Origin of the sequence: Elioraea sp. (assembly GCF_051860475.1) — a bacterium.
GTDB lineage: Bacteria > Pseudomonadota > Alphaproteobacteria > Acetobacterales > Acetobacteraceae > Elioraea.
On record NZ_JBHYDW010000005.1, the window covers coordinates 1 to 23,440 of the forward strand.

A 23,440-nucleotide genomic window follows, 5' to 3' on the forward strand; every position below is an offset into this window, starting at 1 on the left:
CGGCGGGGGCCGATCCGGAACGATCCGGCCTGCTGCCGGGGCACCCATGGCTGATCCACCAGTTCGCGCCGCTCGACGTGCCCGGCTGGATCGCGCGGTTCCTCGACCACTGGCGCCCGGACGCGGCCGGCTTCGTCGAGAGCGAGCTCTGGCCGAACGCGCTTGCCGCCCTGCGGCTGCGGAACATTCCGGCCGCGCTGATCAATGCCCGACTCTCGGCGCGCTCCTTCGCGCGCTGGCGGCTCGCGCCGGGCCTCGCGCGGCGCCTGCTCGGCGGCTTCGCGCTGGTGCTACCGCAATCCGACGCCGACGCCGCGCGCCTCGCCCGGCTCGGCGCAACGGTGGAGCCGCCCGGGAACCTCAAGCTCGCCGCGCCGCCCTTGCCGGCCGATCAGGCCGAGCGTGTCCGCCTCGCCGCGCGGCTCGGCGCCGACCCGGTCTGGGTCGCCGCCAGCACCCATGCCGGCGAGGAGTCCCAGGTGCTCGCCGCGCACCGGCGCGCCCTGGCCGCAGTGCCGTCGCTCAGGCTGATCCTCGCCCCGCGCCATCCCGAGCGCGGCGCCGAGGTGGCCGAGGCGGCGGCCGCCGCCGGCTTTGCCGCGCCGCGCCGCAGCACCGGCGCCGACCCCGCGGGCCCGGTCTGGATCGCCGACACGCTGGGCGAGCTCGGGCTCCTGTATCGCCTCGGCCTCGGCGCCTTTGTGGGGGGCTCGCTGATCCCGCGCGGCGGACAGAACCCGCTCGAGCCCGCCCGGCTCGGCCTGCCGGTGGCGTTCGGGCCCGACATGGGCAACTTCGCCGAGCTCGCTGCCATGCTGCGCGCGGCGGGTGCGGCGACCGAGGTCCATGACCCCGACTCCCTCGCCGCCTGGGCCGTGCGGCTGGTGACCGAGCCGGCCTGGCGCGCGGCGTCCGGCCGCGCGGCAGAGGCCTCTGCTGCGTCGCATGCCATGGTGCTGGACCGGATGGCCGCCGGGCTGCTAGGGCTATTGCGGGCAGGGGAGCACACGGAAGGGTAGAGGCAAGGATGCTGCGCGCACCCGAGTTCTGGCGCCCTGGCGGAGGCGGACTGCCCGCCCTCCTCCTGTCCCCCTTCTCGGCCCTCTATGCCGGCGCGACCAAGCGGCGGGTCGCGCGCGAGGGCTGGCAAGCCCCGGTCCCGGTGATCTGCTGCGGCAACGTCACCGCGGGCGGCGCCGGCAAGACCACGGTCGCGATCGACCTGCTCGAGCGGCTGAACCGGCACGGCGTCGAGGCGCACGGCCTGCTGCGCGGCTATGGCGGGCGGCTCAAGGGCCCCGTGCGGGTCGAGCCCGACCGCCACGACAGCCGCGAGGTCGGCGACGAGGCGCTGCTGCTCGCCTCGATCGCGCCGACCTGGGTCTCGGTCGACCGCGCCGCCGGCGCGCGCGAGGCGATCGCCGCGGGCGCACGGGCGATCGTGATGGATGACGGGCTGCAGAACCCCACGCTCGCCAAGTCGTTGTCGCTGCTGGTGGTGGACGGCGGCTTCGGCTTCGGCAACGGCCGCGTGATCCCCGCCGGGCCGCTGCGCGAGCCGGTGGCCGCCGCCGCGTCGCGCGCCCATGCCGCCGTGCTGATCGGCCACGACGAGACCGGCGTGCTGGCCGCCCTGCCGCCCGAGCTGCCGGTGCTGCGCGCGCGGCTGACGCCAGGGCCGGAGACGGCGATGCTGGCCGGACGGCCGGTCTTCGCCTTCGCCGGCATCGCCAATCCGCGCAAGTTCTTCGACACGCTGATCGAGGCCGGGGTGATCGTGGTCGGGCGGCAGAGCTTCGCCGATCACTATCCCTACGACGAGACCGACATCCGCACCCTTCTGAAGGAGGCGGAGGCGCTGCACGCCCTGCCGGTGACCACGCGCAAGGACATCGTGCGCGTGCCGCCGGCGTTCCGCGACCGGATCGCGGTGGCGTCGGTCGGCATCGCCTGGGACGACGAGACGGCGCTCGAGGCGCTGCTCGCGCAGCATTTCCCGGCGCCGGTGCCCGAACCCCTGCCGGCGTGACCGGCGCGGCGCGGCTGCTCCGCCTCCGCTGGCGGGTGGAGGCGGGCATGGTGCGCGCGCTGTTCGCGGCCGTGCGCGCGCTGGGCCCCCGCCGGGCCTCCGATCTGGGCGGCTGGGTGGGGCGCGCGCTCGGCCCGCGCCTGCCGGTCAGCCGGATCGCCGAGGTCAACCTCCGCCTCGCCTTCCCCGACCGCGACGCGGCCTGGCGGCGCGCGACGATCCGGGCGATGTGGGACAATCTCGGCCGGGTCGCCGGCGAGCTGCCGACCCTGCCCGCGCTGATGGAGACGCCGGGCGTGATCGAGGTGGAGGGCGCCGAGCCCTTCGACGCGACGGTGCGGGCAGGCGGCCCGGCGATCCTGTTCTCCGGGCATTTCGCCAACTGGGAGATCATGACGCCCACTGCGGCACGGCGTGGCGCGCGGGTGGCCGTGGTCTATCGCGCGATCGGCAACCCGTTGATCGACACGCTGGTCGCGTCGCTGCGCCAGGCGGCGATCGGCGGGACAGCGCTGATGCTGCCCAAGGGCGCGGCCGCGGCGCGCGCGACGCTCGCGCATTTGCGCGACGGCGGGGTGGTCGGGATGCTGATGGACCAGAAGATGAACGACGGGATCGAGGCGCGGCTGTTCGGGATGCCGGCGATGACCGCGCCTGCGCTCGCGCATCTGGCACTCCGCTTCCGCTGCCCGGTGATCCCCACCCGCGCGGAACGTCTCGGTCCCGCGCGGTTCCGCGTCGTCGTCGAGCCGCCCTTGCCCTTGCCGGACACCGGCGACCGCCACGCTGACATCGCCGCGCTGACCCAGGCGGTGAACGACACGCTGGAGCGCTGGATCCGCGACCGCCCCGCCGAGTGGCTCTGGCTGCACCGCCGCTTCGACAAGGCGCTGTATCGGCGGGGCGGGCTCACACCGGGCGCAGCATCGCGTCGAGCGGCCGACGCAGGCTGAACGGCGCCGCTGCGCCGTAGCCGAGCCGGAGCAGCAGCAGCGCCTGCTCGCCCGGGCCGAGGCCGAGCGCCGCATGCAGGTGCGGACGTAGGTCGCGCACCTCGATCGGCTGGTTGATGTGCGCGTGTCGGATGCCGGCGAGCGTCGCGCGCAGCGCGAGGCGCTGGTAGCAGCGCCCGATCTCGATCCAGGCGGGGATGTCGTCACTGACCGCAACGAACGCGGCGAGCATCGGCGTGGTGGCAAGATGTTCGCTGTCGCGCGCGACCTGCGCCGAGGCGGTCAGGACCACCGGCAGCAGCAGCCGCACCAGCCAGCGCGGCAGGGCGGGCTGGCCGGCCGCGAAGGACGACAACCCGTCGCCGGTCGCGATCGCCTCGCCCGCGGTGCAGCGCACCCACGCGAACAGCTCGGCGCGGAACGCCGGATCGCCGAGCTGCGCGCGGTTGCCCGCGGCGACGAGATCACCGATCGCCCCGCGCACTGCGGCGTCCTCGACCAGCGCGACGCGCACGCCCTCGCCCGTTCCCGCCGCCGCGAGGGCTTTGCGCTGCCCCGGCGCGATCGGGCGTCCGTCGAAGCAGCGGCGCGTGCATTGCCGCTGCGGGATCGCCGCGGCGAGCGTTCCGTCGAGCCCCTCCGCAGCGCGGAAGCTGAGCGTGATCGAGCCGCCGGGCTCGATCCGCATGGCGGTCGCGTGGCCTGCCGCGGCGGCGGCCTGCACGATCGTCTCGGCCGCGCAGCCGAGCGACTTGAACAGGTGCGCATCGTCGGGATCGACCACGGGGCAGCGCCGCGTCAGATCGGGCGCGACCTGAATCATCTCGTCACCAATCCGGAACAGCCAGGGCTGGGTGTTGTGGCTCGACGGCGCGAGCGTGCCGAGCCGGGCGAGCGCGCGCAGGTCGAGCGCGCCGCCGGCCGCCGGCCAGGGGATGGCGCGCTGGCGCGCCGCCTCGGCGTCGTAGGCCGCGCTCACGCCTCCGGCATCGGCGGCAGCGCGGTTTGCGGATCGACCGGCGTGCCGCGCCAGCCGATCTCGAAATGCAGGTGCGGCCCGGTGACGCGGCCGGTGGCGCCGATCGCGCCGATGATCTCGCCCTTCGCCACCCGCTGGCCGACCACAACATCGATGCGCGAGAGGTGCATGTAGGTCGAGCTCACCGCGTGGCCGTGATCGAGCACGATGGTCGAGCCGGGGAAGTACATCTCGGGCTGCGCCAGCCGGACGATGCCCGAGCACGGCGCTGCCACCGGCGTCCCGGTCGGGCGCGCGACATCGACGCCGAAATGCGGCTGGCGCGGCTGGCCGTTGAGGATGCGCCGGCTGCCGAACACGCCGCTGATCCGCCCCGTCACCGGCCAGTCGAAGCCCTGCGCGAAGAACGGCTCGGGCGTGTCGTGGCCGCCGCGTGCGGCGCGCAGCATTTCGCGTTCGCGCGCGATGCGCTCGAGCGTCTCGGGCGGCGGGGTGACCATCGCCGGCGGCAATCCGGTGATCGCCTGCTCGATCCAGCGCCGCCGCGCCACCGCGAGCGTGATCGTCTCGCGCGCCCCGCCCGGCCGGGTGAGCGCGAGCGCGGCCTTCTCCGCCGCATCGCGGCCGAAGCCGAAGGCAAAGGCGCCGGAGGCAGCGACGCGCACCGGCCTGCCGTCGAGCGCGAGCCGGGTGCCCGGGGTGGTCGTTCCGGTGACAAAGGCGCCCTGTTCGGTCCGCCCATCGAGCGTGACCGCGCGCGACGGCGCGGCGAGCAGGCAGAACGGACAGGCGAGAAACAGCCGTCGTGCGATCACAAGAGCGTCTCCTGCGTTGGCGTGTCCTTCGTGCGACGCGGCGGCGTGCCCTCGGCGATCGCACGCGCGTCGCCGTCGGCGAAGCGCAGCCCCAGCCGCTTGCCGGGCGTGACCGCGCGCGACGACGTCACGGCGTGGCCCGCAGCGTCCGTGACGAGGGCGAAGCCGCGCGCGAGCACGGACTGGTACGACACAGAATCGAGCCGCGGGCTCAGCCCACCAAGCCGTGCCTCGGCGGCGGCGAGCGCGCGCGCGACCCGGTCATCGAGCCGGTGGCCGAGCAGGGTCAGCGTCGCGCGCCGCGCCGCGATGGTCTCGCGCGGATGCGGCAGGCGCGCGGCGATTCGGTCCAGCGCGTGGCGCCGGGTCGCAAGCAGCGCGCCGATCGCCGCGTCGAGCCGCGCCGCACGGTCGTCCAGCCGCTGCTGCCCGGCCGAGATCAGCGCCGGCAGGTCGGGGATGAACCGCTCGGCGCGCTCCAGCCTGAGCCGACGTTCGTTGACGATCCGTGCGACGCCCGACGAGGCGCGCGCGCGGAGCTGGTCGAGATGCCGCACCAGATCGACGCGCACCGGCACGGCGAGCTCGGCCGCCGCGGTCGGCGTCGGCGCGCGGAGGTCGGCGGCGAAGTCGATCAGCGTCGTGTCGGTCTCATGGCCGACCGCGCTGATCAGCGGGATCGCGCTCGCGGCGGCGGCGCGCACGACCGCCTCGTCGTTGAACGCCATCAGGTCCTCGAGACTGCCGCCGCCGCGCGCGACGATCAGCAGGTCGGGGCGCGGGATGGCACCGCCCTCGGGCAGGGCATTGAAGCCATGGATCGCCGCCGCGATCTGCTCCGCCGCACCGGTGCCCTGCACGGCCACGGGCCAGACCAGCACCTCGCGCGGGAAGCGGTCGGCGAGGCGGTGCAGGATGTCGCGGATCACCGCGCCGCGCGGCGAGGTGACGATGCCGATCACGCGTGGGATGCGGGGGATCGGCCGCTTGCGCGCGGCGTCGAACAGTCCCTCGGCGGCGAGCGCCTTGCGCAGCGCCTCGATGCGCGCGAGCAGGGCGCCCTCGCCCGCGTATTCCAGCCGCTCGATCTGCAACTGGTAGGTCGAGCGGTCGGCATACGTGGTCAGCTTGCCGGTGGCGATCACCTCGACCCCGTTCTCGGGTACCAGGCCCAACCGCGGCACCGCCGACTTCCAGATCACGGCTGCGAGTTTCGCGTTCTCATCCTTGAGCGAGAGATAGACGTGGCCCGAGGGGTAGCGCTTCAGCTCGGTGATCTCGCCGCGCACGCGGATGCGGCCGAACTCGCCCTCGAGGGTGCGACGGATCGCGGTGGCGAGTTCGGAGACCGCGAACTCGGGCAGGTTGTGGCCGGGCGGGGTGTCTTGCATCTCGCGCCACCATAGGCGAGACGGGCCGCGTCGGCGAAGCGCGGCGGAGGGGGCCTCACGTGAAGGTTCTGCTGGTCGGGTCGGGGGGGCGCGAGCACGCGCTGGCCTGGGCGATCGCGGCCTCGCCGCTGGTGGAGCGGCTCTGGTGCGCGCCGGGCAATCCGGGGATCGCCGGGATCGCGACCTGCGTGGAGATCGCCGCGACCGACATCCCGGCCCTGGTGGCCTTCGCGCGACAGAACGCGGTCGACCTGGTGGTGGTGGGTCCCGAGGCGCCGCTGGTCGCCGGCATCGCCGATGCCTGCGCGGCCGCCGGCATCCCCTGCTTCGGCCCGAGTGCGGCGGCCGCCCGGCTCGAGGGCTCGAAGGCGTTCATGAAGGAGGTCTGCGCCGCCGCCCTGGTGCCGACCGCCCCTTCGGCCACGTTCTCCGACGCCGCAGCCGCGAAGGCGCATGTGCGCGAGGCCGGCGCGCCGATCGTGGTGAAGGCCGACGGTCTCGCCGCCGGCAAGGGCGTGGTGGTGGCGGCGACCGTGGCGGAGGCCGAAGCCGCGATCGACGCCTTCATGGCTGCGCGCATCCACGGCGAGGCTGGGGCCACGGTGGTGATCGAGGCCTGCCTGGTCGGCGAGGAGGTGTCCTTCTTCGCGCTCTGCGATGGCGCGCACGCGGTACCGTTCGGTGCGGCGCAGGACCATAAGCGCGTGGGCGAGGGCGACACGGGGCCGAACACCGGCGGTATGGGGGCCTATGCGCCGCCACCCGCCTTCACGCCGGAGCTGGAACGGGAGGTGATGGCGACCGTCGTGCGACCGACCCTCGCCGAGATGGCGCGGCGCGGCGCGCCCTTCCGTGGCGTCCTGTTCTGCGGGCTCATGCTGACCCAGGCCGGGCCGCGCCTGCTGGAGTTCAACGTGCGCTTCGGCGATCCGGAGTGCCAGGTGCTGATGCTGCGGCTGATGAGCGATCTCGTGCCCGCCTTGCAGGCTTCCTGCGACGGCGTGCTCGATCGCTTCGCGGTTCGTTTCCTGCCCGATGCGGCGATCGCGGTGGTGATGGCGGCGCGCGGGTATCCGGGTACACCGGAGGCGGGAAGCGAGATCCGTGGGCTCGAACGTGCCTCGGCGGTGCCGAATGTGCAGGTGTTCCATGCCGGCACGCGCGCCGAAAACGGGCGGATCGTCGCCGCCGGCGGGCGGGTGCTGACCGTCTGCGCGGCGGGCCGAACGCTCGCCGCGGCGCGCGACGCGGCCTATGCCGCCGTCGATGCCATCGACTGGCCGGAGGGGTTCTGCCGGCGGGATATCGGCCACCGCGCGCTTGGTGGCTGAAGGCCGCCTCCGACAGCGACAAACAGCCTTCCCCGGACCGGACGTGGCTGGCACACTCGCGTGGTTAGGCGCGCCGAGACGCGCCTTCAGGGAGGATAGAGATGACCAGCAGGCTCACCCGCCGTTCCATGCTTGCCCTCGGCGCGGCCGCGCTCGCGACCCCCGCGATCGGCCAGCCCCGCTTCCCCGACCGCCCGGTCCGGCTGATCTGCCCCTGGCCGGCCGGCGGCTCGACCGACGGCCAGATGCGCGCCTTCGCCGAGGCAGCCGCCAGGCATCTCGGCCAGCCGGTGGTGATCGAGAACCGCCCCGGCGCCTCAGGGACGCTCGGCGCGATCGCGATGCGCCAGGCGCGGCCCGACGGCTACACGCTGACCCAGTTCCCGATCACGGTGTTCCGCTTCCCGTTCATGCAGGACAACCCGGCCTGGGATCCGCTGACCGACTTCACCTACGTCACGCATCTCACCGGCTACCTGTTCGGCATCACCGTGCGCGCCGACAGCGAGATCAAGACGTTCCAGGACCTGATCGCCTGGGCCAAGGCGAATCCCGGCCGGCTCAGCTACGGCACGCCGGGCGTGGGCACGACGCTGCACATCACGATGGAGCGGTTGGCCCAGACCGCCGGCGTGGAGCTGCTGCACGTGCCGTTCCGCGGCTTCGCCGACAACTCCGCGAGCCTGCTCGGCGGCAACACCATGGCGCTGGCCGACAGCTCCGCCTGGGCGCCGCTGGTCGAGGCCGGGCGGATGCGCGTGCTGTGCATCTGGACCGCCGAGCGCGTGGCGCGCTTTCCCGATGTGCCGACGCTGCGCGAACTCGGCTACGACATCGTCTCGACCTCGCCCTATGGCGTGGGCGGGCCGAAGGGGATGGACCCCGAGGTCGTGCGTACGCTTGATGCGGCGTTCCTGAAGGCGCTCGACGATCCGCAGCATCTCGACGTGCTGAAGCGGTTCGACATGGTGAAGGTCGCGCTCGACCACGCCGCCTACACGGCGGAGGTGAAGAGGCTGGTCGAGGTTGAAGGCGCGATCGTGCGGCGGCTGGGGCTGAAGGTCTGAGGGCAAGCCGCGTCGCGACCGCAAATGCGCCCGGGCCGTCTCCGATCGATCCGACACGGCCCGGGCGAGCGGCGGGCGTCGTCTACCCGGCCTTCGCCTCGTTGCCGTCGAGCCAGGCGATCAGGCGGCGGAGCCCCTCCTCCATCTCCACTTCGGGCACCCAGCCGATCACCCTGAGCGCCTCCTCGTGGGCGATGCGGAAGGCGCCACCCGAGGTCAGCCGCACCTTGCCCGGCGTGTCGCCCACGAACTCCGGCTCAAGATCGGACCCGGCCAGCCGCGTGACCATGCGCACGAGCTCAAGCGTGGTCACGGGGCGCGGCCCGGAGGCGTTCACCGCGACGTCGCTCGCCTCCGCCTCGAACGCCATCCGGTTCGCGCGCGCGAGGTCGCCGACATAGACGAAGTGCTTGGTCTCCGACCCGTCACCATGGACCTGGGGGCGCTCGCCCCCGCGCACGCGCTCCAGGGTCTCGACGATATAGAGCGCGTTGGCGGCGCGGTTGTGCTGGCGCTCGCCGTAGACGGTGGAATAGCGCAGCACGACGTAGTCGAGGCCGAAGCGCCGCCGGTAGTCGCGGCAGAGCTGTTCGCCGATGATCTTGGTCGCGCCATAGAGCACCGCGGCCGGCGGGGCGCCGACGGAATGGAACGGAGTCGATTCGACGAGCTCGCCCATCACGTTCGGGCCGTAGCCATAGACCGCGTTGGACGAGGCGAACACGACCTTCCTCAGCCGGTTGGCACGCGCCGCCTCCAGCGCGTGCTGCACGCCGCGGATGTTGACGTCGAGCCCGCCCCAGGGGTCGCGGTCCATGTTCAGCGTCATGGAGGCGGCGAGCAGCAGCGCGCCGTCGCAGCCCTCCATCGCGCGCAGCAGGTCCGGCAGGCGCAGCGCGTCGCCGCGCACAATCCGAAGTCGCGGATGGCCGCGGAGATGTGCGATCGCCTGTTCGGAGCCCATGGAGAAGTTGTCGAACAGCACGACCTCGGCCGCGCCGGCATCGAGGAGCTCAGCGGCGGTGGCCGAGCCGACCAGGCTCGCCCCACCGACGATAACGAAGCGGTTTCCGGCAACCGGCAGGGCAGCGGTCATGGTGGGTCGATCCTCCAGTGGCGCGCTAGTGGGGAAAGTCAGACGGAAGAATCTGCCGGCGTGGCGGCGTGCGGTTGCGGAACGCTCATTGTGGGGGGCTCCATCCGTCAGATTCCATCGACTGGTGCCTCCCGCGACATGCTGGTCGGGGAACAGGGTTTCCAGGATGCGCCAATCGGCATCGGTCACGTCACTCGCTTAGCGAAGGCTGTCGCGGCTAGGCGTCGCGGGTGGTTGTGGTCCACATTCGCTGCGAATCGGGCTCGTTCTCGACAATCCGTTGGAATCGGAGTGGGCCGCGCCCACTCAACCTATGTTTGAATAGCGTTCCGAGAGGACCTCCGAGGCCGTGATAAAAGACGTTTCGCCGTAACCCAGCGGCGTAAGGGTGAGGATCACTCTTACGAGTTGACGAGACGAAACAAAGTTTCTTTAGTGGTTGGAGCCATGCTGCAGCGGCGAAAATCCAAGCGGGGTCGTGCCACGATGCGGACGGCGCACGAATATCGTCGCGAGGGCTCATGGTATACGGGCCTAGAACACTACATGACTCCCGAAGAAAACCGGGCAGAGATGGAGGCCATTATTGAGGATCTTGCCACCCTCGTCCAGAGTCATTTTCCTAGGACGGGAAACATTGAGTACGCTATACTCAAGTCACATCTCATCATCGAGCACGCCCTAGTACAGCTTATTCGTGTTTACTCAGTAGTGAATGTCCAGCCGAAGGATATTAGGCTAAGTTTTTCTCAAAAGCTTCAAATCGCAGTGCTGCTGGGCTTCGGGATGAATGACCCTACGCTGCTGCCGACCGTCGAGGCACTGAACAGAGTGCGGAACCAAGTCGCCCACTCGTTCAAGCTCGATTAGGTCATGCTCGATGAGCTACTTCGGGTAAATCACGAAGACTATGACGACTGGGTCGCGAAGGACGACCGCGAGCGGATTCGCGCCCTCAAGTGGATCTGCTGGTACGTCTGCGGGCGCGTGGCCGCTATGGTGGACTTGCACGAGTTTCTGACGCTCGAGCCGAAGCGGGTGCCATAGGGCGAACTCTAGGAAGGGCATACGAACGCCGCACAACGTGCAGGCAGGCCGCTCATGACCCCCGGAGCGCTCATTGCAGAAGCTGGTCCCGCCGCGTTGCAGGCCGGCGGCAACGGTGGGGCCTCGATCAAGCTCACGCTTGCAAGCAAGCCCGGGGCGACATGGCGACTGGAGCGGTGGAAGCCGATCTGGCCCTTTTCTCGGCGGCTAAGAGAGTTGCCGCCGCTCTGACCTAGGCGCTAGAGGAGACACGCGAGCTCGCGAAGGATCTGGACAGCGTGGTCGCCGAGAACGGTTCGCGTACCATCGTGACGCAGACCGTGACCGTCACCGCCGGTCACAGCACGGTCGTCTGGTGGGGAACATCGGATAGAAGCGTCTGCCGGCGTGGTGGCGAGCGGTTGCGGTACGCTCGTTGCGGGGGGACGCTTTCGTCAGATTTCATCCGCTAGAGCCCTTTCCGATCAGTCTGGGTCATATCCTGCTGCGGCGAAGTAGTTGGCGCATTCGTTGGGCGTGAAGGCGTCGATGATGCGGCCGATGGTGTTCCAGAGGCTCTCGATGGTGCGCTCGGCGGCCTTGCGCAGCATGGCTTTCAGCTTGGCGAATGCGTTCTCGATCGGATTGAAGTCGGGGCTGTAGGGCGGGAGGTAGAGCAGGCTCGCGCCGGCAGCCTCGATTGCCGCGCGGACGCCAGCGCCCTTGTGGCTGCCGAGGTTGTCCATGACGACGATGTCGCCTGGCTCCAGCTCGGGGATCAGGATCTGGTCGACGTAGGCCTGGAAGGCGGCACCGTTAATCGGCCCGTCGAGCACCATCGGCGCGACCATGCCCGTGTTGCGTAGCCCGGCGACGAAGGTGGTCGTCTTCCAGTGACCATGCGGGATCGGCGAGCGCAGGCGTTCGCCGCGAGGCGCCCGCCCATGCGTTCGGGCCATCTTCGTCGAGGCCAAGGTCTCGTCGATGAACACCAGGCGGTCGGGGTTGAGATCGGGCTGTCCCTCGAACCACGCCCAGCGCTGCTTCAGGATGGCCGGCCTGTCCTGCTCGGCCGCGTGCGCCGTCTTTTTTTGCGCGTGATCCGGTGCCGGTCGAAGAAGCGCCAGATCGTCCCGATGCCCGCCGCGACACCGGTCCTCGCGAGTTCCGCCTGGATCTCCGGCAGCGTGATGTCGGACTCCTGTTCCAGGAGGCCGAGGATGAAAGCCGCATGGGCCTCCAGGCGTGCCGAGCGCCGGTCGCCTCCGAGAGGGCCGGGCGCGACCGATCCCGCCTTCCGTGCCAAGGCGCACCAGCGGATCGCGCTCGAGGCGCTCACCCCGAACCGCGCCGCCGCAGCGCGGCAGGATGCCCCCGCCGAGACCGCAGCTACCACCCGCTCCCGCAGATCAACCGACAGCGCCTTGGACATGCCTGTCGGCCTCCTCGCCGACAGGCGGCTTGAATCAGACCCGCCCCGCGTCGAGGAAGCATCTTGATTCAATCAGGTCGGATGGCGCTCTAGCGGCGCGCGGCGAAGAAGTTGCGCAGCAGGGCGGCGCAGTCGCTCTCCGCTACGCCACCCACCACCTCCGGCCGGTGGTGCGTCGTGGGCTGGTCGAACAGGCGCGGCCCGTGCTCCACCCCGCCGCCCTTCGGGTCGTAGGCGCCGAACACCACGCGGCGGACGCGGAACAGCGCGATCGCCGCGGCGCACATCGCGCAGGGTTCGAGCGTGACCCACAGATCGCAGTCGGGCAGGCGCGGTGCGCCGCGCGCGGCCGCCGCCGCGCGCAGGGCAAGCAGCTCGGCGTGCGCCGTGGGGTCGGCGAGTTCCTCCCCGCGGTTGCCGGCGCGCGCGAGCACGACCCCGCCCGCGTCGGTCACCACGGCGCCGACCGGCACCTCGCCGCGCGCGCCCGCCGCGCGCGCCTCGTCCAGCGCGAGTGCCATGGGGGAGAAACGCCGCTCCATCCGCGCTACATCATACCGATGACGCACGGGAACAACCGATGAAGCGCGCCGGCACCGGCACCGGCGAGCGGATCGCCAAGTGGCTCGCCCATGCCGGCATCGCCAGCCGGCGCGACGCCGAGACGCTGATCGCCGCGGGGCGCGTGGCGGTGAACGGACGGCGCCTCGCCGATCCCGCCGTGCTGGTCGAGCCCGGCGACACGGTGACGGTGGACAAGGTGCCGGTCGAGCCGCCGGGGCGGGCGCGGCTGTTCCGCTACCACAAGCCGCGCGGGCTGCTGGTCACCGCACGCGACCCGCAGGGGCGGCCCACGGTGTTCGAGCGGCTGCCGCCGGACCTGCCCCGCGTGGTCTCGGTCGGGCGGCTCGACCTCAACAGCGAGGGGCTGCTGCTGCTCACCACCGACGGCGGGCTGGCGCGGCGGCTCGAGCTGCCCGAGCACGGCTGGCTGCGGCGCTACCGCGTGCGCGTGCACGGGCATCCCGAGCCGAAGGCGCTCGCGGTTCTGGCCCAGGGCAGCACCATCGACGGCGTGCGCTACGGCCCGATCGAGGCGGGGCTGGATGCGATCAAGGGCGACAACGCCTGGCTGACGGTCTCGCTGCGAGAGGGCAAGAACCGCGAAGTGCGCTGCGTGATGGAGCATCTCGGCCTGCCGGTGCTGCGGCTGCTCCGCATCTCCTACGGTCCGTTCGTGCTGGGCAAGCTGCCGCGCGGCGCGGTCGAGGAGGTACCGGCCAAGGTGCTGCGCGAGCAGCTCGGACTCGCGCCGCCGAAGCGCCCGCGCTGATGAGGGTGATCGCCGGCGCCTGGCGTGGCCGGCGGCTCGTGGCGCCGGCAGGCGAGGGTACCCGACCGACCGCCGACCGTGCGCGCCAGACCGTGTTCGACGTGCTGTGGCACGCGCCCTGGGCGGGGCGCCAGGTGATCGAAGGCGCGCGGGTGCTCGATGCGTTCGCGGGGTCGGGCGCGATGGGGATCGAGGCGCTGTCGCGCGGCGCGGCCGAGGCGACGTTCCTGGAGAAGGATCCGGCCGCGCTCGCGGCGATCCGGTCGAACCTGCGCGCCTGCCGCGCCGAGGCCCGCGGCCGCGTGGTGCGCGCCGACGCGACCGCGCCGCCGCCGGCCCCCGCGCCCTCGGGTCTCGTCTTCCTCGACCCACCCTACGGCAAGGGGCTGGTGCCGGCCGCCCTGGTTGCTCTCAGCGCGGCGGGCTGGATCGGCCGCGACGCGGTGGTGGTCGCCGAGATGGGCGCCCAGGAGGACCCGGCCCGCCCCGCGGGCTTCGCGATCGCGGACGACCGCGTGATCGGCGCCGCGCGGGTCCTCGTGCTGCGGTGCGACCGTTAAAGGGTACGGTAACCGCTTGCCGGTATGCCCAGGCCATGGGCGATGCGCTTGCCTTCGAAGTCATGATCTGGGCGCCGATCGCCACAAGGCACGGCGGCAAGGGGCGGTGGTTCCTGGTCGGCATGCACGCCTCGGCGATCGACGCCGCGCTCCAGTTCAGCGAGCTGGTCGAGGAGTTCCCGAGCCCGGCGGTGGTGGTGACCCTGGTTGAATCGGTGCTCAATCCGGAGACCGGGCGCTACCACGACCGGATCATCCGCGCGCGCGGCCGCATGCCCGGGATCGACCGGCGCACCATGCGCCAGCTCGACGCCGAGACCCGGCGGATGCTCGCCAAGGCATTCGCGATCGCGAGGGAGCAGCAATGCGAGATCAGCCTGCCGGCGCGCGAGGAGGCGAGGATCGGCCGCCGCGGCCTCGGCCGGACGCTGCTGCTGGCCTCGGGCGCGGCCGTGGTGCTGGCGCTCGCCGCGGCGGTGCCGCATCTCTGATGCAAGCGTCCCCTTCGGCAAGCCGGAACAGGTCTCTGTTTCACGCACGGCCACCCCACCAGCCCCGCGCGCGGCCGCCGCGTCGGTTCATCCAATCGTAACCGGGACGGGCGAGACTCGGCGGATGGCGGACCGGGTCTTCGAGATCCTGCTGCACGCTGAGACCTCCACACGCTTCGGTGCGCGCGGGCGCTGGTATCTCGCCGATGCCAACACGGATCGGCGGGTCGCCGAGCGCATCTTCACCGAGCTCTGCGAGCGCTATCCGCAGGCCGGCATCGCGATCGCGATCGTGCTGTCGGAGCTGAACCGCGAGACCGGCCTCTATCACGACCGCGTGGTGCAGAGCCGCGGCGGCGTGCCGCTGATCAGGCGCGCCGAGGTCCGGCGGCTGACCGAGGAGGCACGGCGCGAGATCGCGCGCGCCCACGCGCCGGAGGCTGCGGCGAAGGACATCGATCTCGGCCGCAGCCAGGCGGGGGCCGTGCCGTCATCCGGCTCGCCCTGGCCCTGGATCGCTGCCGCCTGCTTGGGCATGGCGGTGTTCGCCGCGTTCCGCGGCGGGTTCTGAGGGCGCGCACTCCGCTGAGGCTTGACACATCGACGGTCAAGGCATATGTGCGTCGAATGGCTCGCCCTTCAATGCATACGACCACGACGGATCGCCCGAAGATGGACTACACCGACCCGGCCTATTGGAACGGCATCATCCGGATGAGCCTGTCCAAGTTCTTCATCCTGTGCGTGCTCCACCAGAAACCGATGCATGGCTACGAGCTGGCGCGCGCGGTGGAGCGCACCACCAATGGCTGCTGCGCCCCGACCGAGGGGACGATCTACCCCGTGCTGCGTGAGTTCGAGGACGGCGGCTACGTCACCGTCCAGTCCGCGACCGTCCAGGGGCGGGAGCGCAAGGTCTATGCGCTGACCGACCGCGGGCGCGCGGCGTTCCAGGTGGCGGTGCAGTCGTGGATGGAGGTCACGCGCTGCCTGATCGACTCCGAACGTGTCGCCTGCGCGCCCGGCCAGGGCGCGACGTGCTGCCCATGAGTCCGTTCGCAGGCGCAAATACATCGATGATCGATGCAACGATGGACAAGGATAACGCCATGACCCAGGATCTCCCCGTTGCCGTGATCGGCGCCGGCCCTGTCGGCCTCGCCGCCGCCGCCCGTCTGGTCGAACGCGGCCTGACGCCGCTCGTGGTCGAGCGCGGGGCCTCCGTGGGCGCCGCGCTGCGCGCTTGGGGCCATGTGCGACTGTTCTCGCCCTGGCGCTACACGATCGACGAGGCGGTGCGCGCCCTGCTGGCGCCGACGGGCTGGATCGAGCCTGATCCGGACGCGTTCCCCACCGGCGCCGAGATCGTGCGTGACTACCTCGTCCCGCTCGCTCGCCATCCCGCACTCGCGCCGCACCTGCTCCTCGGCGCCGAGGTCACGGCGATCACCCGCGATGGCCTGGACAAGACGCGTTCCGCCGATCGCGCGGCGCGCCCCTTCCTCGTCCGCTGGCGCGACGCTCGCGGTGGCGAACACACGAGGCGCGTGCGCGCGGTGATCGACGCCTCCGGCACGTGGTTCCAGCCCAACCCGATGGGGGTGGACGGCCAGCCGGTGCCGGGCGAGGCGGTGGTGCACGCCCGCATCGCCTACGGCATCCCCGACGTGCTCGGCGCCGAACGCGACCACTATGCCGGGGCGCGTGTGCTGCTGGTCGGGGGCGGCCACTCCGCGATCAACGCGGCACTCGACCTGCTGCGGCTGCGCGAGCAGGCACCCGGCACCGAACTGATCTGGGCGCTCCGCCGCCGCGCCCTCGACCGGCTCGTCGGCGGGGGCGCGAACGACCAGCTCCCGGCGCGCGGCGCACTCGGCCTCGCCGCCCAGCGCGCGATCGCCGAGGGCGCGCTGACCCTGCTCGCGCCCTTCTCCGCGGCGGCGATCGCGCGGCGCGGCGACGCCGTGGAGGTGGACGGCACCCACGACGGACGCCCGGTCACGCTGACGGCGGACCGGATCATCGTCGCGACCGGGTTCCGGCCCGATCTCACCCCGTTGCGCGAGCTGCGCGTCGCCCTCGATCCCGCGCTCGAGGCGCCGCCCGCGCTGGCACCGCTGATCGACCCGAACCTGCATTCCTGCGGCACCGTACCGCCGCACGGCGCGGCCGAGCTTGCCCACCCTGAGCCCGGGTTCTGGATCGTCGGCGCCAAGTCCTATGGCCGTGCGCCGACCTTCCTGATGATCACCGGCTACGAGCAGGTCCGCTCGGTGGTGGCCGCGATCGCCGGCGACCATGCAGCCGCGCGTGACGTGCGGCTGGTGCTGCCCGAGACGGGTGTCTGCGGCGTCCGCGATGCCGGCGCCACTCCTGCGGGCTGCTGCGGTGGCCCAGCACCTGTCGGGGCCGAGGCGTGCTGCGTCGCCGATCTGGAGGCCAAGCGCCAGGGCGAAGCGGGCTGCGGCTGCGGGGCGTCGGCGTCGCTGGCCGCTTGACCTCATACCAGCCCCCCGGAGGTTTGACCGTCGGCGGGCTGGTATGGGGTTGGTTTCGCGCGCGGCCGCCCCACCAGCCCCGCGCGCGATACCCTCCGCACAAAGGTCAAGCCTTTGTGCTCCGCGTCTCAGGGCGCCGAGAAGCCACGGCTGAGCGCGTCCGCCATGGTGCCGATCAGCGTCTCGCGCGGGCTCCAGGGGAAGTCGGGCTTGGTGATCAGCAGCGAGACGAGGCCGTGGCCTGCCGCCCAGATCGCCTCGGCGACCGCCTGCGGCTCGGCCGGCCGGAACACGCCGAGCGCGATCAGCCGGGCCACCTCCTGTTGCAGCGCGCCGAAGGTCGCCTGGCCGGACGGCGCCACCGGCACGCCCGGCTCGCCGGGCCGGTGACCCGCCACACCCGTGATCGGTGTCATGAAGATCACGCGGTACTCGTCCGGGTGACTGAGTCCCCAGTCGAGATAGGCGGTCATCACCCCGTGCAGCCGCGCGCGCGGATCGGGATCGCCCTCGGCGCGGGCGAGTGCGGCGCGGAACGCGCCGAGCAGGCCGTGGAACAGCTCATCGGCGACGGCGGCCATCAGCGACAGCCGGTCGGGGAAGTAGAGATAGAGCGCGGCCGCGGAGACGCCGGCGAGGCGGGCGACCCGGCGCATGGTCAGCGCCTCGAAGCCCTGGCGCAGCACGATCCGCTTCGCCGCCGCGACCACCTGGCGGCGGCGGTCCTCGGCACTGCGCCGGCGCCGCTTCGCCGGCCGTCTCGGTGCTGCCTTCCCCGGCATCGCGACTCCGTGACCTGAACGATGTTCACTTTAACGGTTGCGCGGTTGCGCGCAAGCCCATACATGAACACCGTTCATATGAACGATGTTCATGGTGAGGTCACGATGATCCGCATCGCACTGCGCATGCTGACGGGCGACACGGCCAAGTATGTCGGGCTGGTGTCCGGCGTCGCCTTCGCGGTGATGCTGATGGCGCAGCAGGCCTCGATCTTCGTCGGTCTGATGCTGCGCACGGCGGCACAGGTGATCGACGTGGTGGACGCGGATCTGTGGGTGATGGACCCGCGCGTGATCTATGTCGAGGAGATCGAGCCGCTGCCGGAGACCGAGCTCTGGCGCGTGCGCGGCGTGGCCGGTGTCGATTGGGCCACACCGTTCTTCAAGGGGCTGACGGTCGCGCGCGCGCCCGACGGGCGGCTCCAGCAGGTGTTCGTGCTCGGTGTGGACGATGCGAGCCTCGCCGGCGGCCCGCCGGTGATGCTGCAGGGCTCGGTCGAGGACCTCCGCCGGCCGGGCGCCATCGTGCTCGACCGGGTCGGTGCGCTCTTCATCTGGCCCGGCGAGCAGCCGATGCCGGGCAAGGTGCTGGAGATGGCCGACCGGCGCGCGACGGTGGTGGGTATTGCCGAAGCGTCCGCCCCGTTCACCACCTTCCCCGTCGTCTACACGCGCTACTCCGAGGCGCTCCGCTTCGCGCCGCCGCCAAGAAAGCCGCTCTCCTACATCCTGGTGCGCGCGCGGGCGGGCGAGGATCTCGGCACGCTTGCGCAACGCATCGAGGCCGAGACGGGCCTCGTCGCGCTGCGCTGGCAGGACTTCGCCTGGCGCACCATCCGCTACTACCTCACGCGCACCGGCATCCCGGTGAACTTCGGCATCACGGTGGCCCTCGGCTTCATCGTCGGCGCCGCCGTGGTCGGCCAGACCTTCATGATCTTCGTGCTCGAGAACCTGCGCCAGTTCGGCGCGCTCAAGGCGATGGGCGTCTCGAACGGCACGCTCCTGCGGATGGTGCTGGCCCAGGCTTTCGCCGTCGCCGCGGTCGGCTACGGCATCGGCATCGGGCTTGCCGCCGTGTTCTTCGAGGTGACCGGGCGCTTCAACGTCGACCTGCGCGGCTTCTTCCTGCCGTGGTGGGTCGCCGCGATCGTCGCCGGTGCGGTGGTGCTGATCATCCTCGTCTCGTCGGTGTTCTCGATCCGCAAGGCGCTCACCCTCGATCCCGCGGTGGTGTTCAAGTGAGCGAAGCGGTCGTCACAGCGCGCGGCGTCTCCAAGGACTTCCCGTCGGGAGACGGCACGATCCGCGTGCTGCACGGCATCGACCTCGCGGTGCGCTCGGGCGAGATGCTGCTGCTGGTCGGGCCGTCCGGCTGCGGCAAGACCACGCTGATCTCGATCCTCGCTGGCATCCTCTCGGCGACCGAGGGCGCGATCGACGTGCTCGGCCAGGACGTGCGGCACCTGAAACCATCGGCCGCGGCGAAGTTCCGCCGCGAAACGGTCGGCTTCATCTTCCAGCAGTACAACCTGCTGCCGAGCCTGACCGCGGCCGAGAACGCCGCGATCCCGTTGGTGGTGCGCGGCGAGCGGCTCGATCGCGCGACGCGGAAGGCGCGGGTCGTGCTGGAGGGGCTCGGCATGGGTGCGCATGCCGACAAGCCGCCGAAGCAGCTCTCGGGCGGGCAGATGCAGCGCGTCGCGATCGCGCGCGCGCTGGTGCACGAGCCGCCCTTCATCGTCTGTGACGAGCCGACCGCGGCGCTGGATGCCGCCTCGGGCCATGAGGCGATGCGGCAGCTGCGCGAGACCGCCGTGCGGCCCGGCCGCGCGGTGGTGGTCGTGACGCATGATCCGCGCGTGTACGGCTTCGCCGACCGCATCGCGCGGATGGAGGACGGGCGGATCGTCGAACTCGCCGAGGACGCGGACGCGATCCGCCGCATGACGGAGCATTGAGCGATGGCCCGACGCAGCCCGTTCCGCTTCACCCTGCCGCTGCTCGCGCTCGCGGGTATGGTGTTCGCCGCCTGGTCGATCGCCTCGCAGCCCGGCACGCCGCCGCGCGCCGAGCCGCCCTCTGCGCCGCCGCGCAACCCGTTCCCCACGGCAGTGGCGGGGCTCGGCGAGGTCGAGCCCGTCTCGGAAACGATCGCGATCGGCACCGATCTCGCGGGCCTGATCGCTGCGGTGCACGTCCGCCCGGGCGAGCGGGTCGCCGCGGGTGCGCCACTCCTCTCGCTCGACGATCGACGCCTGCGCGCTGTCGTGGCCGAAGCCGAGGCCGCACTGATCGCCGCGCGCGCGAGCCGTGACGAGGCCGAGGCCAGCCTGGTCAGCGCCGAAGCCGAGCGTCGCCGGGCTCGGCTCGACGCCGAGCGCTACCGGACCCTCTCGCGTGGCGAGGTCGCGGCCAGCCGCCAACGCGTCGAGTCCGCGGATGCGGACGCGCGCAAGGCCGAGGCGACCGTCGCGCTCGCCCGTGCGCGCATCGCCGCCGCCGAGGCCGCCGCGCAGCAGGCGGACGCGGCGCTGACCCGCGCCCGCGTCGACCTCGACAAGACCGTCCTGCGCGCCCCCATCGCCGGCACGGTGTTGCGCCTCAACGCCCGGCCGGGCGAGTACGCGCAGCCGGGTGCGGCGGAGTCGCTGATCGTGTTCGGTGACGTCTCGGTGCTGCATGTGCGCGTGCAGGTGGACGAGACGGATGCGCCCCGCCTGCGCGCCTCGGGCAGCGCGGTCGCGTTCCTGCGCGGTGACGGCACGCAATCGGCCGAGCTTGCCTTCGTGCGGATCGAGCCGCTCGCTCGCCCCAAGCGGTTCCTCTCCAACGCACCGGGCGAGCGGGTGGACACGCGCGTGGTCGAGGCGATCTACCGTCTTGTGCCGGACGCGCTGCCGGTGCAGGTCGGTCAGATGCTCGACGTATTCGTCGAGGCCGCACCACGCGCGGCGGCAGTGGCCGCGCGGTAGCTCAGCCGAGACCGAGCAACGCGTAGATCCGCCGTGCGTACTCGCCGAACTCTTGCGTCGTCTTCATCGCGAGCGTGCGGGGCCGGGGCAGCGTCACCGCAATGTCGTCGGCCATGCGCGCGGGCCCCGCGGTCAGCACCACCACCCGGTCGCCGAGGAACACCGCCTCGGCAATGCCGTGGGTGACGAACAGGATCGTTGCCCCCGTCTCGGCGCGGATGCGCAGCAGTTCGAGGTTCATCCGCTCGCGCGTCAGCGCATCGAGCGCGCCGAACGGCTCGTCCATCAGCAGCAGCTTCGGTCCGTGGATCAGCGCACGCGCGATCGCCGCGCGCTGCTGCATCCCGCCCGACAGCTCGGCCGGGTACTTGTCCTCGGTGCCCGCCAGCCCGACCAGCGAGAGGAGCGCGCACGCACGCTCGCGCGCGGCGCGCGCCGGCAGGCCGAGGATCTCGGCCGGCAGCAGCACGTTGCCCAGCACCGTGCGCCACTTCAGCAGCAGCGCCTGCTGGAACACCATGCCGATGTCGCGGGCGGGATCGAACGCGGTTCCGGGCGCGCCGATCGTCACCTCGCCGCCGTCGTGCCCATGCAGCCCGGCGACGATCTTGAGCAGCGTGGTCTTGCCGCAACCGGAAGGGCCCACCAGCGAGACGAGCTCGCCCGCGTGCACGTCGAAGCTTGCCTCCGACACCGCGAGATGCTCCACCCCGCCGGCGCGGTAGATCTTGCGCACGTCGCGCAGCCGGATCAGCGGCGGCCCGGTCTCCCCCATGGCGGCAGTCTCGCGGGCGGGCGCGTCGCCGACAAGCCGCATTGCCCGCCGACCGCCTGCGCGCTAGCGTCACGCGACCGAAAGGGAGAGGAGCCTTGCTCGCGCAGGTGTGGCGGATCGCGTCGTGGTACCTGCCGAGCGCGCTGGCGCTGACCGCGCTGTTCCTGGCCTGGCATTTCGGCGTCGTGCTCTCGGGGGTGAAGGTGTTCATCCTGCCGGGTCCGCTCGATGCGCTCGCCGCACTCGCCGATGCGCGCTACCAATGGGGCACCAACCTGGAGGCGACGCTGCTCGCGGTGGCGGGCTCGTTCGTCGCCTCGGCCGTGCTCGGCGTCCTGCTCGCGGTGGTCGTCGTCTGGCACCCGGTGCTGGAGCGCACCGTGCTGCCGCTGCTGGTGCTGTTCAACACCCTGCCGAAGATCGCGCTCGCGCCGGTGTTCCTGCTCTGGCTCGGCTACGGAATCGTGCCGAACATCGTGATCGGCGTGACGGTCGCGTTCTTCCCGGTCGTGATCAGCACTGCGGCCGGGCTGAAGGCAGTGGAGCCCGATCTGCTCGACCTGGTGCGGGTGATGCGCGCGGGCAAGCTGACCGTGCTCCGGCGCATCCGCTTCCCCTCGGCGCTGCCCTACATCTTCGCGGGCCTCAAGATGAACGCCTCGATGTCGGTGGTGGGCGCGATCGTCGGCGAGTTCGTCGCCTCGGAGCGCGGGCTCGGCGCGGTGATCCTCGCCGCGGGCGTCACGCTCGACACCGCGGGCATCTTCGCCTCGCTGATCCTGATCTCGGTGGTGGGGCTCGGCGCCTATGCGCTGGTGGTCGTGGCCGAACGGCTCGCGATGCCCTGGGAGCACCGCCGCCCGGCCACAGCCTGAACACGGGAAAGGAAACGCCATGACCACACGCCGTACCCTGATCCGCGCAACAGCACTCGGCGCGCTCGCCGCCCCGGTCGTCGGCCGGGCGGGCTTCGCGCAGCCACGCAAGGTGACGCTGCAGCTCAACTGGTTCCCCTCGGGCGATCACAGCGCCCTGTTCCTCGCCAGGTCGCGCGGCTGGTACGCCGAGGCCGGGATCGACCTCGCCATCCAGCGCGGCCAGGGCTCGGCCGACACGGTGCAGCGGGTCGAGATCGGCCAGGCGGAGTTCGGCCAGGCCGACACACCGACCATCATCACCGGCGTGGGCCGCGGCGCCTCGCTCCAGGTGATCGGAATCGTGCTCGACAAGGCCGGCAACAACGCGTTCTTCCGCAAGGACAGCGGCATCGCGAAACCTGCCGATCTCGCCGGCAAGAAGGTCGCGCTGCCGCCGGGCGATTCCCACCGCGTGCTCTGGCCGGCCTTCGCGCGCGCCAACGGGCTGAACCCGGAGGCGATCACCATGGTGAACGTGCGCCCGGAGGGAAAGCAGGCCGCGGTCGCAACCGGCCAGACCGAGGTCAGCTTCGATCAGTACACGGGCTACCCGCTGTGGGAGAAGACGCTCGGCAAGGGCAATGTCGGCAACCTGCTCTGGGCCGACTACGGGCTGCAGCTCTACGGCTTCGCCTACTTCGCCAAGCCGGAGTTCCTGGCCGCGAATGGCGCGCTCGCACGCGGGTTCCTGGCTGCCACCTATCGCGGTTGGGCGGCCGCGCAGGCCGATCCGCGCGCGGCGGTCGAGGCGCTCGCCAATGACGTCGGCGCGGGGATCGACCGGACCGCATTGCTCGAGGCGATGCCGTATGTGATGGACCTTGCGATCACCGAACGCGCGCGCGCGAACGGCATCGGCTGGATCGACGAGGCGCTGATGGCGAAGACGATCGAGATCACCCTGACGGCGCAGACGCTGCCGAACACGCCGACCGCAGCGGCGATCGGCACGAACGCCTTCAACCCCAAGGTGATGCCGGCAGCCTAGCG

The 23,440-nt window shown here is 71.8% G+C and carries 26 protein-coding genes; 18 read left to right on the top strand and 8 right to left on the bottom strand.

Features of this window, described 5'->3' with window-relative positions:
- The 3 genes from ACTIFU_RS01830 to ACTIFU_RS01840 all read left to right on the top strand — a co-directional run.
- Positions 1 to 1,019: 3-deoxy-D-manno-octulosonic acid transferase (locus ACTIFU_RS01830; protein WP_439576573.1), on the top strand; the 1,019-nt coding region annotated here is incomplete at its 5' end.
- Positions 1,020 to 1,030: 11 nt separating this feature from the next.
- Entirely contained in the window at positions 1,031 to 2,029 is a 999-nt protein-coding gene (gene lpxK / locus ACTIFU_RS01835; protein ID WP_439576639.1) for a tetraacyldisaccharide 4'-kinase, read from the top strand.
- 47 nt (positions 2,030 to 2,076) lie between these two features.
- Positions 2,077 to 2,982: an LpxL/LpxP family acyltransferase gene (locus tag ACTIFU_RS01840; protein WP_439576640.1), complete on the top strand. Its 906-nt coding sequence runs from the start codon at positions 2,077 to 2,079 to the stop codon at positions 2,980 to 2,982.
- On the opposite strand, the gene ACTIFU_RS01845 is transcribed toward ACTIFU_RS01840, so the two are convergent.
- Genes ACTIFU_RS01845 through xseA form a run of 3 tightly spaced genes read right to left on the bottom strand, consistent with a single transcriptional unit; the run spans position 2,939 to position 6,167 of the window.
- A complete protein-coding gene (locus tag ACTIFU_RS01845) occupies positions 2,939 to 3,961 on the bottom strand; it encodes an Acg family FMN-binding oxidoreductase (protein WP_439576574.1) in 1,023 nt (340 codons plus the stop codon). The two genes, ACTIFU_RS01840 and ACTIFU_RS01845, sit on opposite strands and share 44 nt — an antisense overlap.
- The gene (locus ACTIFU_RS01850; RefSeq protein WP_439576575.1) at positions 3,958 to 4,776 is read right to left on the bottom strand and encodes a M23 family metallopeptidase; all 819 of its coding nucleotides are present in this window, start codon (positions 4,774 to 4,776) and stop codon (positions 3,958 to 3,960) included. Before ACTIFU_RS01850 ends, ACTIFU_RS01845 begins: the two co-directional genes overlap by 4 nt.
- Complete coding sequence (gene xseA, locus ACTIFU_RS01855; protein ID WP_439576576.1) at positions 4,773 to 6,167, bottom strand: exodeoxyribonuclease VII large subunit; 1,395 nt, start codon at positions 6,165 to 6,167, stop codon at positions 4,773 to 4,775. The genes ACTIFU_RS01850 and xseA overlap by 4 nt, the downstream gene beginning before the upstream one ends.
- 59 nt (positions 6,168 to 6,226) lie before the next feature.
- Here xseA and purD point away from each other — a divergent pair, with 59 nt between their 5' ends.
- Entirely contained in the window at positions 6,227 to 7,498 is a 1,272-nt protein-coding gene (gene purD / locus ACTIFU_RS01860; RefSeq protein ID WP_439576577.1) for a phosphoribosylamine--glycine ligase, read from the top strand.
- 101 nt (positions 7,499 to 7,599) lie between these two features.
- Positions 7,600 to 8,565 carry a tripartite tricarboxylate transporter substrate binding protein gene (locus tag ACTIFU_RS01865; RefSeq protein WP_439576578.1) on the top strand — a complete coding sequence of 322 codons (966 nt, stop codon included), beginning with the start codon at positions 7,600 to 7,602 and terminating at the stop codon, positions 8,563 to 8,565.
- 82 nt (positions 8,566 to 8,647) lie between these two features.
- On the opposite strand, the gene ACTIFU_RS01870 is transcribed toward ACTIFU_RS01865, so the two are convergent.
- Positions 8,648 to 9,661, bottom strand: a complete 1,014-nt coding sequence (locus ACTIFU_RS01870; protein WP_439576579.1) for an NAD-dependent epimerase/dehydratase family protein — start codon at positions 9,659 to 9,661, stop codon at positions 8,648 to 8,650.
- A 447-nt stretch (positions 9,662 to 10,108) separates the two neighbouring features.
- Here ACTIFU_RS01870 and ACTIFU_RS01875 point away from each other — a divergent pair, with 447 nt between their 5' ends.
- Together ACTIFU_RS01875 and ACTIFU_RS01880 are read left to right on the top strand one after the other, a co-directional pair.
- Positions 10,109 to 10,531, top strand: a complete 423-nt coding sequence (locus tag ACTIFU_RS01875) for a hypothetical protein (RefSeq protein WP_439576580.1) — start codon at positions 10,109 to 10,111, stop codon at positions 10,529 to 10,531.
- Positions 10,532 to 10,534: 3 nt separating this feature from the next.
- Positions 10,535 to 10,708 (top strand): hypothetical protein, encoded by a 174-nt coding sequence (locus ACTIFU_RS01880; RefSeq protein ID WP_439576581.1) that lies wholly within the window; start codon positions 10,535 to 10,537, stop codon positions 10,706 to 10,708.
- A 464-nt stretch (positions 10,709 to 11,172) separates the two neighbouring features.
- On the opposite strand, the gene ACTIFU_RS01885 is transcribed toward ACTIFU_RS01880, so the two are convergent.
- Together ACTIFU_RS01885 and ACTIFU_RS01890 are read right to left on the bottom strand one after the other, a co-directional pair.
- A protein-coding gene (locus tag ACTIFU_RS01885; RefSeq protein WP_439576582.1) for an IS630 family transposase occupies positions 11,173 to 12,119 on the bottom strand; the annotation gives its coding sequence in 2 pieces (ribosomal slippage) (positions 11,173 to 11,783 and positions 11,783 to 12,119; 948 coding nt in all).
- Between the two features lie 89 nt (positions 12,120 to 12,208).
- Positions 12,209 to 12,640 carry a nucleoside deaminase gene (locus tag ACTIFU_RS01890; protein ID WP_439576583.1) on the bottom strand — a complete coding sequence of 144 codons (432 nt, stop codon included), beginning with the start codon at positions 12,638 to 12,640 and terminating at the stop codon, positions 12,209 to 12,211.
- A gap of 59 nt (positions 12,641 to 12,699) precedes the next feature.
- Between ACTIFU_RS01890 and ACTIFU_RS01895 the strand changes: the two genes are divergently transcribed.
- The 6 genes from ACTIFU_RS01895 (at position 12,700) to ACTIFU_RS01920 (ending at position 17,001) form a co-directional block, all read left to right on the top strand.
- Positions 12,700 to 13,452 (top strand): pseudouridine synthase, encoded by a 753-nt coding sequence (locus ACTIFU_RS01895; protein ID WP_439576584.1) that lies wholly within the window; start codon positions 12,700 to 12,702, stop codon positions 13,450 to 13,452.
- A complete protein-coding gene (rsmD, locus tag ACTIFU_RS01900; RefSeq protein ID WP_439576585.1) occupies positions 13,452 to 14,012 on the top strand; it encodes a 16S rRNA (guanine(966)-N(2))-methyltransferase RsmD in 561 nt (186 codons plus the stop codon). Before ACTIFU_RS01895 ends, rsmD begins: the two co-directional genes overlap by 1 nt.
- Positions 14,013 to 14,047: 35 nt before the next feature.
- The gene (locus ACTIFU_RS01905) at positions 14,048 to 14,503 is read left to right on the top strand and encodes a hypothetical protein (protein WP_439576586.1); all 456 of its coding nucleotides are present in this window, start codon (positions 14,048 to 14,050) and stop codon (positions 14,501 to 14,503) included.
- A gap of 124 nt (positions 14,504 to 14,627) precedes the next feature.
- Positions 14,628 to 15,074, top strand: coding sequence for a hypothetical protein (locus ACTIFU_RS01910; protein WP_439576587.1), 447 nt, complete (start codon positions 14,628 to 14,630; stop codon positions 15,072 to 15,074).
- 101 nt (positions 15,075 to 15,175) lie between these two features.
- A complete protein-coding gene (locus tag ACTIFU_RS01915; protein WP_439576588.1) occupies positions 15,176 to 15,553 on the top strand; it encodes a PadR family transcriptional regulator in 378 nt (125 codons plus the stop codon).
- Between the two features lie 59 nt (positions 15,554 to 15,612).
- On the top strand, positions 15,613 to 17,001 hold the full coding sequence (locus ACTIFU_RS01920) for an FAD-dependent oxidoreductase (RefSeq protein WP_439576589.1): 1,389 nt from the start codon (positions 15,613 to 15,615) through the stop codon (positions 16,999 to 17,001).
- Between the two features lie 128 nt (positions 17,002 to 17,129).
- Here ACTIFU_RS01920 and ACTIFU_RS01925 read toward each other — a convergent pair whose 3' ends face one another.
- Positions 17,130 to 17,783, bottom strand: coding sequence for a TetR/AcrR family transcriptional regulator (locus ACTIFU_RS01925; RefSeq protein WP_439576590.1), 654 nt, complete (start codon positions 17,781 to 17,783; stop codon positions 17,130 to 17,132).
- A 105-nt stretch (positions 17,784 to 17,888) separates the two neighbouring features.
- Here ACTIFU_RS01925 and ACTIFU_RS01930 point away from each other — a divergent pair, with 105 nt between their 5' ends.
- From ACTIFU_RS01930 to ACTIFU_RS01940, 3 genes are read left to right on the top strand one after another with little or no spacing between them, the layout of a single operon-like run.
- Positions 17,889 to 19,028, top strand: a complete 1,140-nt coding sequence (locus ACTIFU_RS01930; protein WP_439576591.1) for an ABC transporter permease — start codon at positions 17,889 to 17,891, stop codon at positions 19,026 to 19,028.
- Positions 19,025 to 19,744: an ABC transporter ATP-binding protein gene (locus tag ACTIFU_RS01935; RefSeq protein WP_439576592.1), complete on the top strand. Its 720-nt coding sequence runs from the start codon at positions 19,025 to 19,027 to the stop codon at positions 19,742 to 19,744. Before ACTIFU_RS01930 ends, ACTIFU_RS01935 begins: the two co-directional genes overlap by 4 nt.
- 3 nt (positions 19,745 to 19,747) lie before the next feature.
- Positions 19,748 to 20,758, top strand: coding sequence for an efflux RND transporter periplasmic adaptor subunit (locus ACTIFU_RS01940; RefSeq protein WP_439576593.1), 1,011 nt, complete (start codon positions 19,748 to 19,750; stop codon positions 20,756 to 20,758).
- Between the two features lies 1 nt (position 20,759).
- Here ACTIFU_RS01940 and ACTIFU_RS01945 read toward each other — a convergent pair whose 3' ends face one another.
- Positions 20,760 to 21,533 carry an ABC transporter ATP-binding protein gene (locus tag ACTIFU_RS01945; RefSeq protein WP_439576594.1) on the bottom strand — a complete coding sequence of 258 codons (774 nt, stop codon included), beginning with the start codon at positions 21,531 to 21,533 and terminating at the stop codon, positions 20,760 to 20,762.
- 95 nt (positions 21,534 to 21,628) lie between these two features.
- Between ACTIFU_RS01945 and ACTIFU_RS01950 the strand changes: the two genes are divergently transcribed.
- Positions 21,629 to 22,408, top strand: a complete 780-nt coding sequence (locus ACTIFU_RS01950) for an ABC transporter permease (RefSeq protein WP_439576595.1) — start codon at positions 21,629 to 21,631, stop codon at positions 22,406 to 22,408.
- Between the two features lie 19 nt (positions 22,409 to 22,427).
- The gene (locus ACTIFU_RS01955; RefSeq protein WP_439576596.1) at positions 22,428 to 23,438 is read left to right on the top strand and encodes an ABC transporter substrate-binding protein; all 1,011 of its coding nucleotides are present in this window, start codon (positions 22,428 to 22,430) and stop codon (positions 23,436 to 23,438) included.
- The last annotated feature ends 2 nt before the right edge of the window (positions 23,439 to 23,440 follow it).